Origin of the sequence: Streptomyces sp. NBC_01788 (assembly GCF_035917575.1) — a bacterium.
Lineage (GTDB): Bacteria > Actinomycetota > Actinomycetes > Streptomycetales > Streptomycetaceae > Streptomyces.
The window spans coordinates 2010741-2022473 of record NZ_CP109090.1; the positions used below are offsets into that span (position 1 = coordinate 2010741).

The window sequence follows — 11733 nt, forward strand, 5'->3', positions numbered from 1 at the left end:
CACGCCTCGCATGCCTCGGGCATGCCGCACCGCAATGGTCCGAAACACTGGAGTTCACATGAGCGTTCGCCTCAACCGGCGTACCGTCACCATCCCGCTCGGGATGGCCGTCGCCTCCGCTCTCGCCTTCCTGCCGAACGTGGCCTCCGCCACCGAGGCCGGTCCGCAGGCGGCCGCCGCGAGCATCTCCGCCGCCGACGGCGACGCGCTGAGCTACGTCGTCAACGTCCGTCCCGGCCACAGCTCCGCGGCCGTTCAGAAGGCGATCGGCAAGGCCGGCGGCTCAGTCGTCGTCGCGTACGACCAGATCGGTGTCATAGTCGTCCACTCGTCGAACGCCGGTTTCGCCAAGGAGATACGCAAGGACAAGGGGGTCGAGTCGGCCGGCGCAACCCGGACTGCCCCGCTGTCCCCGCAGTCGACCACCGAGATGTGGGCGCCGCAGGTGCTCACCGGCGCGGAACTGGCGGCGGCGACCGAGGCGTCCACCGACGCCCAGGAGCCGCTCCAGGGCCTCCAGTGGGACCTGCCGATGATCAAGGCGGACAAGGCCCACGAGGTCACCCTGGGCAGCTCCAAGGTCACGGTCGGCGTGATCGACACCGGCGTGGACGACACCCACCCGGACCTCGCCGCCAATTTCAACCGGGCCGCGTCCGTGAACTGCGTGTCGGGCAAGCCGAACACGGCGGACGGCGCCTGGCGGCCGAACAAGGGCGAGAGCGCGCACGGCACGCACGTCGCCGGTGAGATCGCCGCCGCGAAGAACGGCGTCGGCATGGTCGGCGTCGCCCCGGGCGTGAAGGTGTCCGGCATCAAGGTGTCGACGCCGGAGGGCTGGTTCTACACCGAGGCCGTGGTGTGCGGCTTCGTCTGGGCCGCCGAGCACGGCGTGGACATCACCAACAACAGCTACTACACCGACCCGTGGAACTTCAACTGCACCGACGACCCCGACCAGAAGGCTCTGGTCGAGGCCGTGTCGCGGGCCACGAAGTACGCCGAGGGCAAGGGCACGGTCAACGTCGCGGCCGCCGGCAACGACAACTGGGACCTGGCCGGGAAGACCATCCTCGACCCGGGCAGCCCGAACGACTCCACCCCCGGCGACCGGGTGATCGACCCGAAGAAGTGCCTGGACATCCCCGCGATGCTGCCGGGCACCGTCACGGTCTCCTCCGTCGGCGCCAAGGGCATCAAGTCGTCGTTCTCCAACTACGGCCAGGGCGTGATCGACGTCACCGCGCCGGGCGGCGACTCGACCTCCTACCAGCGGCCCGACGCCCCCGCCACCAGCGGCCTGATCCTCGGCACCCTGCCGGGCGGCCAGTACGGCTACATGGCCGGCACCTCGATGGCGTCGCCGCACGCCGCCGCCGTCGCCGCGCTCATCAAGTCGACCCACCCGAACGCCAAGCCGAACCAGGTGAAGGCGCTGCTGACCCAGGGTGCCGACAAGAAGGAGTGCACCACCCCGTACGACATCAACGGCGACGGCAAGATCGACGCCGTGTGCAAGGGCGGCAAGGGCAAGAACGCCTTCTACGGCGAGGGCATGGTCAACGCCCTCAACGCCGTGACCAAGTAGACACGGCAGATGTCGGCCGGTCACCGCACAGTGCGGTCATGACTGACATCACCTGTGCGTGGTCCGCGCTGGGCGGCGATCCCGCCCTCCTGTCGCGGGTCACCATCGTGCAGCGGGAAGGCGCGCTCCCGGCGCGCCTTCCCGTACGGGAGCTGGCACGCACGTGCGTGTCCGCCTGCGTCCTGGCCGCTGCCGAACTCGGCGCACAACGGGCGGGGCTCGCCGCGGTGCCGGCGGTTTCGGTGGACGACGGCGCCGTGGCCACGGCGTTCCTCAGTGAACGGCGTCTGCTGGTGGACGGGAAGGCACCCGTCTCCTTCGCGCCGCTGTCGCGGTTCTGGCGGACGGCGGACGGCTGGGTGCGCACGCACGCCAACTACCCGCACCACCGGGAGTCGTTGCTCCGGGCGCTGGACGTGCCGGACGACGTGGACCAAGTCGCCTCCGTACTCGCCGAGCGGTCCGCGCACGAGGTCGAGGAATCCGTGTACGCGGCCGGAGGCCTCGCCGTCGCACTGCGCACCCCCGGGGAATGGGCCGCGCACGAACAGGGAGTCGCCGTCACCGCCCGGCCGCTGATCGAGCGGGAGCGGCTGGACAAGGCACACGCGCGCGTACTGCAGCCCGTCGCGAGTGCCCCGCTGCTGCCCGCCGCCGGGCTGCGCGTCCTGGACCTGACCCGGGTGCTCGCGGGTCCCGTCGCCACCCGCACGCTCGCCCTGCTGGGCGCGGACGTGCTGCGCCTCGACGCGCCCGACCGCCCCGAAGAGGCCGGCCTGCACGCGGACACCGGCTTCGGGAAGCGGTCCGCGGCGCTGGACCTCGCGGTCGACCGGGCCCTCTTCGAGGAACTGCTCGCCGAGGCGGACGTCGTGGTCACCGGATACCGGCCCGGCGCCCTGGACCGGTTCGGGCTCTCCCCCGAGGCGCTGGCCGAACGGCGGCCCGGACTGGTCGTGGCGCAGTTGTCGGCGTGGGGCCGCCACGGACCCTGGGGCGGACGCCGGGGCTTCGACAGCCTCGTACAGGCCGCCGCCGGCATCGCCGCGACCGAGGGGTCGCCGGAGCAGCCCGGCGCCCTGCCCGCGCAGGCCCTGGACCACGGCACGGGCTACCTTCTGGCGGCGGCGGTGCTGCGCGCCCTGACCGAACAGACGCGGGAGGGCGGCACCCGGGTCGTACGACTGGCCCTGGCACGCACGGCATCCTGGCTGACGCGGCCCGGCACCGGGCCTGCCCCCGCGGCGGACACCGTGCAGGGCCCGGCCTACGACAGCCCCGGCCCCTGGCTGGACGAAACGACCAGCCGGCTCGGCCGCCTGCGCCACGCCCGTCCACCCGTCGCCTTCACCGACGCCCCGACGAACTGGCCCCGCCCACCTGGACCCTGGGGCACGGACGCACCCACCTGGACCTGACCGAAGCGGGCGGCACGCGGGCACGGGGCATGTGACGGCACGTGACCCCGGGAGCCGCCCGGGACGGAGCGCGCGCGGCGGTGCGGGCGGAATCGGGCTCCCCCACTTGGTCGTGCGCGCTTGCCCCTTTCGGGGTGGTTGGTGAAGATCCTTGGGTGACGCTCATACGACCGGCCGCCGGGACGGGGGACGCGCGAGGGACCGGGCGGCGCGGCGCGACGGTCCGGGCCGCCGCCGTCCTCGTCCTGGTGGCGCTCGCCGCCCTCATACCCCTGCTCGGCCCGTCCGCCGCCCTGCACGGCACCGGTGAGGCGGCGGCACCCGGAGCCGGCGGCACAGCGGTGCTGCGGACAGTGCTGTTCGCGGCCCTCTGCGTCCCCGTCGGCGAGTTGTTCGTGAACCGGCTGGCCGACCGCGTCCCCGGTGCCCCGGCCGGACGTCCCCGCAGCTGGGCCCTCCGCGCGGCCGCCGCCGGTTTCCTCGCCGCCCTGGGCCTCGCCTCCGTGGTGGCCACCGGCAACCTGGTCCCGCACAGCCCCGCCCAGATCGACGTGGGCGGGCTGCACCGGACCCGCGACGGGGCACTGGCCCTGCTGGAGGTCAACGCGTTCCTCGTCACCGGCCTGTGCGCGCTCTCCCGGCGCCCGGCGACGCAACTGTGGCCGCTCGCCGCGGTGGTCGTGGCCGAGGCGCTGCGCGCGCACCCCGGGACCGAGAGCACCCCACTCGCCGGCTCCTCGCTGACCGTCGTGCACCTGGTCTGCGGCGCTCTGTGGGTGGGCGGTCTGCTGCACGCGCTGCGCACACTGCGGCTGTGGCGCGGGGCCGCGGCGGGTGCCGCCCTGCTGGGCCGCTACGCGCGCGTGGCGGCCGCCGCGCTCGCCGGGGTGACCGCCACGGGTGTGTGCAGCACACTGCGCCGGATGCCGGCGGACACGGTGCTGCACCAGCTGACGGCGACGGCGTACGGCCGCACCCTGCTCGCCAAGGTGGTCCTCGTGGCCGGTGTCGCCCTGCTCGCCCTGTGGGCCCGGATCCGGCTGCGGCGGGCACCCGACCCGCTGACCGCTTACGCCCCCGCGCGCGCCGAGGTTGCCGTCCTCGGCGCGGTCGTCGCGGTGTCGGGGCTGCTGACGGCGCTGCCGCTGCCGATCCGCTGGTGAGCGGACCCGTCCGGTCCGTCGGACGAAGGGGCGTCAGGCCCCCACCGCGCCCAGCACGGTCCCGGCCGCATAGGTCACCGCCATGGCCAGCGCCCCGCCGGTCACGTTCCGCAGCACCGCCCGGCCGGGCGCGGCCGCTCCCAGGCGGGCACTGCTCCAGCCGGTGAGGACGAGGGCGGCCAGGACGGACACCACGGTGACGCCCAACCGCCAGGCCGCCGGCGGCAGCACGATCGCCAGCAGGGGGAGCAGCGCGCCGACCGTGAACGCCAGGAAGCTCGCCCCGGCCGCGTGCCACGGGTTGGTCAGCTCGTCGGGGTTGATGCCGAGCTCCACGCTCGCGTGTGCCCGCAGCGCGTCCCGCTCGGTGAGCTGCTCCGCCGCCTCCCTGGCCACGTCACGCGTCAGACCCCGCGCCTGGAGCAGGTCGGTCAGCTCCCGCAGCTCCGCCTCGGGCCGCTCGCGCAGCTCCCGTCGCTCCTGGGCCAGCGCGGCCATCTCCGAGTCCCGCTGGGTCGACACCGACACGTACTCCCCCGCCGCCATCGACATGGACCCGGCGAGCAGACCGGCGAGCCCCGCGGTCAGCAGTGCCGGACGGGAGTCCGTCGCGCCGGCCACACCGACGACGAGTCCCGCGGTGGACACGATGCCGTCGTTGGCGCCGAGCACGGCCGCCCGCAGCCAGTTGAGCCGCGCGCCGAGCGCGCCGCCGTGCGGCTCGTCATGCGTTGGTTCCGTCACAGGACGGAGGATCGCACGGTTCGTCCGTCCTGTCCCCGCACGGTTCCTGATGTCTCGTGAGGCACACCCCCGGTCCTCCGGGAGGCCGTTCGCCGGCTCTGCCGGGCGCCCGGGGGGCGAGGCTGTCGGTCGCGGCCCGTATCCTCAGTGACCATGCTCGAAGACCGCACGCTCGCAGGGTTGCCCCCCACACCGTGGCCGGCCGCGTATCCGAAGGGATACGCGGTCGTTGACGTGGAGACCACCGGTCTGGCCCGCGACGACCGCATCATCTCCGCGGCGGTCTACCGGCTGGACGCGCGCGGCGAGGTCGAGGACCACTGGTACACGACGGTCAACCCCGAGCGGGACCCGGGACCGGTGTGGATCCACGGACTGACGAGCGAGGCCCTGGAGGGCGCTCCGCTGTTCGCGGAGATCGCCGAGGAGTTCGCCGCGCGGCTGGCGGACCGGGTGCTCGTCGCGCACAACGCGGTGTTCGACTGGCAGATGATCGCGCGGGAGTACGCGCGCGCGCAGCGCGAGGCGCCGGTGCGGCAGCGGCTGTGCACCATCGCGCTCGCCAAGGAGCTGGCCCTGCCCCTGCCCAACCACAAGCTGGAGTCGCTGGCGGCGCACTTCGGCGTCGTGCAGCAGCGGGCGCACCACGCGCTGGACGACGCGCGCGTGCTGGCCGAGGCGTTCCGGCCGAGCCTGCGGGCCGCGGCGGCGGGCGGGGTGCGGCTGCCGCTGCTGGAGTGCCGGCCGCTGACGGAGTGGTCGGACCGGCCGGTGCCCCGGCAGCAGTCGGGCGGCTACCGCGCGGGCAGTTGGCGCGCCCCGCGCAAGCGGCCCGCGTGCCCGTACCCCAACCCGGGTCGGTACGAGGACGGCAAGCCCCTCAAGCAGGGCATGCGGGTGGCCTTCTCCGGGGACACCTCCACCGACCGCGAACTGCTGGAGGACCGGGCCACCGAGGCCGGGCTGCACGTGGCCACCAGCCTGTCCCGGCTGACCAGCCTGCTGGTGACGAACGACCCGGACTCGGGCACGTCGAAGGTGGTCAAGGCACGCCAGTACGGCACTCCGGTGGTGGACGAGGCGGCGTTCGGGCAGCTGCTCAGGGACGTGGAACCGGCGGAGGTCCGCTGACGGGCGTACGGGTGATTACCGGGCGACTCGCCCACGGTCCGCTCGCCCGCGCCGCGGGCACGGCTCACCCTGTGGCGCATGGCGAGATGCGAAGTATGCGGCAATGACTATGGAATGACCTTCGAGGTGCACGCCCAGAACTCGGTGCACGTATTCGACTGCTTCGCCTGCGCGATCCACCGCATGGCACCGATCTGCGAGCACTGTCGTGTCCAGATCATCGGTCAGGGCGTCGAGGTCGAGGGGCACTGGTACTGCGGCGCGCACTGCGCCCGCGCCGAGGGGAGGGTCGGAATCGTCGACCGCGTTTGAGGACACCCCTGCCGAAAACACCCCACGGCCCCGGAGGTACCGTCATGGGGTGTACCGCTTCCTGTTGACCCGCCAGTGGGTGATCCTCACCATCCTCGCGATCGCGCTGATCCCGACGATGATCCGGCTGGGTTTCTGGCAGTTGCACCGCCATGAGCACAAGGTCGCGCTGAACCAGGTGATCACCGAGTCGCTGGCCGCGCGGCCGGTGCCGGCCGAGTCGCTGACCTCGCCCGGCGCCACCGTTAAGCATGCCGACCTGTACCACAGGGTCACCGCCAAGGGTCACTTCGACACCGCGGACGAGGAGGTCGTGCGCCGCCGCACCAACGACAACGGCGACATCGGCTACCACGTGCTGACCCCCTTCGTCCTGGACGACGGCAGGGTCCTCCTGGTCAACCGGGGCTGGGTCCCCACGGACGCCTCGCAGACGGAGTTCCCGAAGATCCCGGCGCCCCCGCGCGGAGAGATCACCGTCACCGGCCGGCTGATGCCCGACGAGACGACCGCGGCGAGCGGCATCAAGGACGTCAAGGGCCTGCCCGACCGCCAGGTGATGCTGATCAGCAGCACGCAGCAGGCCGAGCGGCTCGGAAAGCGGGTCCTCGGCGGCTACGTCCAGCTGACCTCACCCGCGCCGCAGGGCGGCAGCCCGCAGCTGCTGCCCGACCCGGAGCACAGCGACATCGGCCCGCACCTGGCGTACGCCATCCAGTGGTGGCTGTTCACGGCGGGCGTCCCGGTCGGGTGGGTGGTGCTGCTGCGCCGCGAGGCACGTGAGCGCGCGCAGGCGGCGGCGAAGGAAGCGGCACCGGAGGCGGAACCCGCCGCCGTGTAGCGGCGGACGTCCCCGTCGGCCTCGCCCTGTGCCGGAGCGACCGGGCAGGATAGAGGCCATGGATCTTGGACTGAAGGACCGGGTGTACGTCGTCACCGGCTCCACGCGCGGACTGGGCAACGCCACCGCGCGCGAGCTCGTCGCCGACGGCGCGAAGGTGGTCATCACCGGGCGGGACAGCGAACGGGTCGCCGCGGCGGCGGCCGAGCTGGGGCCGAACGCCGTCGGGGTGGCCGTGGACAACGCGGACGCCGACGCGCCGGCGCGGCTGATCGCGACGGCGCGGGAGCATTTCGGCGGCTTCCACGGCGTGCTCGTGAGCGTCGGCGGACCGCCGGCCGGCTTCGTCGCCGACAACACCGACGAGCAGTGGCAGGCCGCGTTCGAGTCGGTGTTCCTCGGCGCGGTGCGGCTCGCCCGCGCGGCGGCGGCCGAGCTGGACCCGGGCGGGGTCGTCGGGTTCGTTCTCTCCGGATCCGTGTACGAGCCGATCGCGGGGCTGACCATCTCCAACGGGCTGCGGCCCGGCCTGGCCGGGTTCGCCAAGTCCCTCGCCGACGAGCTGGGACCGCGGGGCATCCGGGTCGTGGGTGTGCTGCCGGGCCGCATCGACACGGACCGCGTGCGCGAGCTGGACGCGCTGTCCGCGGACCCGCAGGCGACACGGACGGCCGCCGAGTCCCGGGTGCCGCTGCGCCGGTACGGCACGCCGGAGGAGTTCGGCCGTACGGCCGCGTTCCTGCTGTCGCCCGCCGCCTCCTACGTCACCGGTGTGATGCTGCCGGTGGACGGCGGGGCCCGGCACGGGTTCTGAGCCGGCACCACACCGGGCCGGGTCAGCTCACCCGCTCCGCGCGATGCCTCACCGCCCTCAATCGCACCTCCGCCGGAAGCGCCGCGAGACGGGCGGAGTCCCGGGCGTGGACGAGGGCACGGCCGGTGAGGTGGTCGAGGACCGCTCCCGGGTCCGCATGGGGTTCCAGGAGGAGCCGCACATGGGTCCTGGGGGCGCCGCGGCGGCCGGTCAGACGGACCTGGGCGCCGGCGACGCCGTCGGGCTGCTCGGCGTCCGCGGCCAGGACGTTCTCCAGGGCCCGGCCCCGCAGCAGGGCCGTCTCGCCGTCCCCGGTGTCGACGACCACCTCGCCGAGCCGCCGCCGGCGCACCACCGCGGCCAGCCACCACAGGGCCAGCAGCACCAGGACGGCCAGGGCGCCGAGAACGGCGGGCCACCACCAGCCGGCCTCCCGCCACCGTGTCCGCTCGGCGGCGCTCAGCAGGACGTCGTGCCGGCCGCGGTGGATCCACCACGAGGGCGGCCGTACGCCCATCCCCACGGCGAGCACCGATCCGCCCACCACCAGCAGCACAAGACCGGCGAGCCCGGTCAGCACCCTGTGGACGATCCCGCGCACGTCCTCACCCCTTCCGTCCGGGCCGCGTGACGCGCACCGTCAGGGCGTGCGGCCGGGTCAGGCCCAGGCGCCGGACCGCCTCGGCGAGCACGGTGTCCAGGTCGGCGCGCACTTCCTCCAGCGTCCGGAAGTGCGAGACCACGTGTACGTCTGCCCTGCGGCGGCGCAGCCGCACGCGCGCCGACCGCACGCCGGCGATCTCCATGGCCCGGTCGCGCAGCACCAGCGCGGCGGCGTCCCGGTGCAGCCCGGCCCGCACGTCGGGATGGGTGCGCCGCATGGGCAGCAGGTGGCGCAGCCCGGGAGTGGCCGCCAGCACGAGCAGCCACAGGCCGAGGAGCACGGTGACACCCGCGCCGACGAGCACCCAGGTGTCGTCCAGCGGTCGCTCGGCCAGCTGCCGGGCCAGCTCCCGGCGCCAGCGCAGTCCGGGCCGGCCGGCGCGGACGGCCGCGATGTCGTACAGGAAGGCGCCCGCCACGATCAGGAGCAGCAGGGCGACGATGCCCGCGGGCACCCGCCGCGGCGACCAGAACCGGCCGCGGCGGCCGTCCCCGCCGTCCTGGACGGGCGGGGGGCCGTCGGTGTCCGGGGCGGCCGGCCGCCCGAGGGTGTCGTCCTTCTCGATGACCGGCAGGCGTTGTGTGGTGCCCTCGGAGCCCTGGGGCTCGCTCATCGCGTCCTCCCCTGTGCCGTGCCGTACGCGGGTGCCGGATGCAGCCGTTCCACCCGGACCGTGACCTCCGGCACCTGCATTCCCACCAACGCGCCTACCCGCTCGACCACTTGGCGACGCACCGCACCGCAGCACGCGCCGATGTCGCTCGGGTAGGGGAGGTCGAGGACGATCCGGACGCGGGCGGCGTCGTGGCGCACCACCACCGTGACGTCCGGTGGCGCGGCGTCCGGCGGCAGGGCACCGAGCGCCTCACGGGCCGCACGGGCGGCGATCTTGGCGACGACACGGTCGGCGATCGTCGTCGCTCCGCGCTCGCCGGGCAGCAGGCCGGCCGGGACGGTGCCCGGCTCGCCGTTCCCACCGTTCACCGCGGATCACCTCCGGCGGTCACGGGGGCGGAAGAAGTCGCTGAGTTCCAGGTCCCCCTCCAGGAACCGGCCGACGACGAAGCCGACGGCGCCCAAAGCCGCCACCAGCAGGAAGGCGCCGAAGCCGCCGAAATACCCGGCGAAGCCCAGCGCCATACCGGCGATCATGCCGGCCACGGCCATGCTCATCGCGCGCTCCTCAACTCCTCGGCCGTCGCCGGGCCGTCGTCCGCTCGCCCTCGTCATCGGTCCTTCGCCGCCGTGGTGACCGGTTGGTCACTGGAGGCGCAGCGCGATCTCCTCCTCCTCTTCCTCCGGCAGCTGGACATCGCTGACGGCGATGTTGACCTCGACGACCTCGAGACCGGTCATCCGCTCCACCGACGCGATCACGTTCTCCCGGACCGCCCGCGCCACGTCGGTGATCGACACGCCGTAGTCGACGACGATCTCCAGGTCGAGCGCGGTCTGCACCTCGCCGACCTCGGCCTTCACACCGCGGGTCACGGACTTCGCACCGCCCGGGACGCGGTCGCGCACGGCCCCGAAGGTCCGCGCGAACCCGCTGCCCATGGCGCTCACCCCGACCACGTCGCGCGCGGCCATCCCGGCGATCTTCTCCACGACCCCGTCGGCGATGGTGGTCCGCCCCCGGGCGGCGGGATCTCCCAGGCCGCGCCGGGTCGCCTGTGCCCTGCGGGGCGCGGTGGTCTCCGGTACCTCCCGCTCGCCCTCGAGGGTCCTCGTCCAGTCCTGTTCCGTGGCCATCGCCGTACGTCCTTCCGGTCGCCGTCCCGAACCACGGTAGGCGGACGGACACGATCACGCCCCCGGTGCGGCGGCGCCGTCAGTCGCCGGTGCCGGCTAGGTCCCGCAGCCGCCGGGCCTGCGCCTCGCGTTCGGAGGCGCGCTGCTCCTCGTACGACCGTTCCCGGGCACCGCGCAGCAACGCCTTGGTCTCGACCACGGCGTCGCGGGGCGCTGCGAGGAGCGCCGCGGCCAGGTCCCGTGCGGTCGCGTCGAGCTGGTCCGCGGGCACGGCGAGGTTCGCCAGCCCGGTGTTCACCGCCTCGGCGGCGCCCACGTACCGGCCGGTGAGGCAGATCTCCAGCGCGCGTGCCTGGCCGACCAGGCCCACCAGCGGATGCGTGCCGGTGAGGTCGGGGACCAGCCCGAGACTGGTCTCGCGCATGGCGAACTGCACGTCGTCGGCGACGACGCGCAGATCACAGGCCAATGCCAGCTGGAAGCCCGCCCCGATGGCGTGCCCCTGGACGGCGGCGACGGACACGATGTCATTGCGCCGCCACCAGGTGAACGCCTCCTGGTACTCGGCGATGGTCGCGTCCAGCTCGGCGTCGGAACCACGCGCGAGGTCGAGGAACGACGGCTCGCCGTCGAACCCCTCGGGCGTGAACGCCTGCCGGTCGAGCCCCGCGGAGAAGGACCTGCCCTCGCCGCGCAGCAGCACGACGCGGACGGAGCCCGGCAGCAGCCGACCGGCCTCGGTCAGCGCCCGCCACAGAGCAGGGCTCTGCGCGTTGCGCTTGGCCGGGTTGGTCAGCGTCACCGTGGCGATCGAGTCGTCGACGGTGAGCCGTACGCCGTCCTCGTCGAGTACCGGATCGAGGTCGTGCTCGGGCGGGACCATGGTGCGCCTCCGACGGGTGCGGTCATCGTGGATGCCCTCGCGGGCATCATAAGTGACTGCACAGTAACTACCCGGCCGATCGGAGAACCGACCGGGTGGTCACCGTCGAAAGCCGATGGGCCGCCCGCGGTTTCAGGCCGACGGGGCCTTCTTGCCCCGCGTCGCCCCGCCACGCCCACGGAGCGTGACACCCGACTCGCTGAGCATCCGGTGAACAAAGCCATACGAGCGGCCGGTCTCCTCGGCCAACGCCCGAATGCTCGCACCGGCGTCGTACTTCTTCTTCAGGTCTGCCGCGAGCTTGTCGCGCGCGGCGCCGGTCACCCGGCTGCCCTTCTTCAGAGTCTCGGCCACCCGTGCCTCCTCATGGGAAGTGCGCTCTGGTCCCCTCATGATCACCCCTCCGGGGCCCGATGGCCACCC

General features: G+C 73.7%; 15 protein-coding genes. 7 read left to right on the forward strand and 8 right to left on the reverse strand.

Annotated features, from left to right (window positions below; all coding sequences use genetic code 11):
* Positions 1 to 58: 58 nt before the first annotated feature.
* The 3 genes from OIE49_RS09315 to OIE49_RS09325 all read left to right on the forward strand — a co-directional run bounded on the left by OIE49_RS09315 (position 59) and on the right by OIE49_RS09325 (position 4169).
* Positions 59 to 1588 carry a S8 family peptidase gene (locus tag OIE49_RS09315; protein ID WP_326801902.1) on the forward strand — a complete coding sequence of 510 codons (1530 nt, stop codon included), beginning with the start codon at positions 59 to 61 and terminating at the stop codon, positions 1586 to 1588.
* Positions 1589 to 1626: 38 nt separating this feature from the next.
* The gene (locus OIE49_RS09320) at positions 1627 to 3006 is read left to right on the forward strand and encodes a CoA transferase (RefSeq protein WP_326801903.1); all 1380 of its coding nucleotides are present in this window, start codon (positions 1627 to 1629) and stop codon (positions 3004 to 3006) included.
* Between the two features lie 155 nt (positions 3007 to 3161).
* A complete protein-coding gene (locus OIE49_RS09325) occupies positions 3162 to 4169 on the forward strand; it encodes a CopD family protein (RefSeq protein WP_326801904.1) in 1008 nt (335 codons plus the stop codon).
* Positions 4170 to 4202: 33 nt separating this feature from the next.
* Here the strand turns inward: OIE49_RS09325 and OIE49_RS09330 are convergent, their stop codons facing one another.
* The gene (locus OIE49_RS09330; RefSeq protein ID WP_326801905.1) at positions 4203 to 4913 is read right to left on the reverse strand and encodes a VIT1/CCC1 transporter family protein; all 711 of its coding nucleotides are present in this window, start codon (positions 4911 to 4913) and stop codon (positions 4203 to 4205) included.
* Positions 4914 to 5066: 153 nt separating this feature from the next.
* On the opposite strand from OIE49_RS09330, the gene OIE49_RS09335 reads away from it, so the two are divergent.
* From OIE49_RS09335 to OIE49_RS09350, 4 genes are all read left to right on the forward strand, one after another.
* Entirely contained in the window at positions 5067 to 6044 is a 978-nt protein-coding gene (locus OIE49_RS09335; protein WP_326801906.1) for a DEDDh family exonuclease, read from the forward strand.
* Positions 6045 to 6122: 78 nt separating this feature from the next.
* A complete protein-coding gene (locus OIE49_RS09340) occupies positions 6123 to 6356 on the forward strand; it encodes a hypothetical protein (protein ID WP_100572659.1) in 234 nt (77 codons plus the stop codon).
* Positions 6357 to 6405: 49 nt separating this feature from the next.
* Complete coding sequence (locus OIE49_RS09345; protein ID WP_100572650.1) at positions 6406 to 7197, forward strand: SURF1 family cytochrome oxidase biogenesis protein; 792 nt, start codon at positions 6406 to 6408, stop codon at positions 7195 to 7197.
* Positions 7198 to 7255: 58 nt separating this feature from the next.
* The gene (locus tag OIE49_RS09350) at positions 7256 to 8011 is read left to right on the forward strand and encodes an SDR family oxidoreductase (RefSeq protein ID WP_326801907.1); all 756 of its coding nucleotides are present in this window, start codon (positions 7256 to 7258) and stop codon (positions 8009 to 8011) included.
* Positions 8012 to 8033: 22 nt separating this feature from the next.
* Here the strand turns inward: OIE49_RS09350 and amaP are convergent, their stop codons facing one another.
* The 7 genes from amaP to OIE49_RS09385 form a co-directional block, all read right to left on the reverse strand.
* Positions 8034 to 8612 carry an alkaline shock response membrane anchor protein AmaP gene (amaP, locus tag OIE49_RS09355; protein WP_326801908.1) on the reverse strand — a complete coding sequence of 193 codons (579 nt, stop codon included), beginning with the start codon at positions 8610 to 8612 and terminating at the stop codon, positions 8034 to 8036.
* 4 nt (positions 8613 to 8616) lie between these two features.
* Entirely contained in the window at positions 8617 to 9288 is a 672-nt protein-coding gene (locus tag OIE49_RS09360) for a DUF6286 domain-containing protein (protein ID WP_326801909.1), read from the reverse strand.
* Positions 9285 to 9659 carry a hypothetical protein gene (locus OIE49_RS09365; RefSeq protein WP_326801910.1) on the reverse strand — a complete coding sequence of 125 codons (375 nt, stop codon included), beginning with the start codon at positions 9657 to 9659 and terminating at the stop codon, positions 9285 to 9287. The genes OIE49_RS09360 and OIE49_RS09365 overlap by 4 nt, the downstream gene beginning before the upstream one ends.
* A gap of 6 nt (positions 9660 to 9665) precedes the next feature.
* The gene (locus tag OIE49_RS09370) at positions 9666 to 9848 is read right to left on the reverse strand and encodes a hypothetical protein (protein ID WP_326801911.1); all 183 of its coding nucleotides are present in this window, start codon (positions 9846 to 9848) and stop codon (positions 9666 to 9668) included.
* An 87-nt stretch (positions 9849 to 9935) separates the two neighbouring features.
* On the reverse strand, positions 9936 to 10427 hold the full coding sequence (locus OIE49_RS09375; RefSeq protein ID WP_326801912.1) for an Asp23/Gls24 family envelope stress response protein: 492 nt from the start codon (positions 10425 to 10427) through the stop codon (positions 9936 to 9938).
* Positions 10428 to 10506: 79 nt separating this feature from the next.
* Positions 10507 to 11310: an enoyl-CoA hydratase/isomerase family protein gene (locus tag OIE49_RS09380; protein WP_326801913.1), complete on the reverse strand. Its 804-nt coding sequence runs from the start codon at positions 11308 to 11310 to the stop codon at positions 10507 to 10509.
* 132 nt (positions 11311 to 11442) lie between these two features.
* Positions 11443 to 11664 carry a helix-turn-helix domain-containing protein gene (locus tag OIE49_RS09385; protein WP_029385158.1) on the reverse strand — a complete coding sequence of 74 codons (222 nt, stop codon included), beginning with the start codon at positions 11662 to 11664 and terminating at the stop codon, positions 11443 to 11445.
* Between the last annotated feature and the right edge of the window lie 69 nt (positions 11665 to 11733).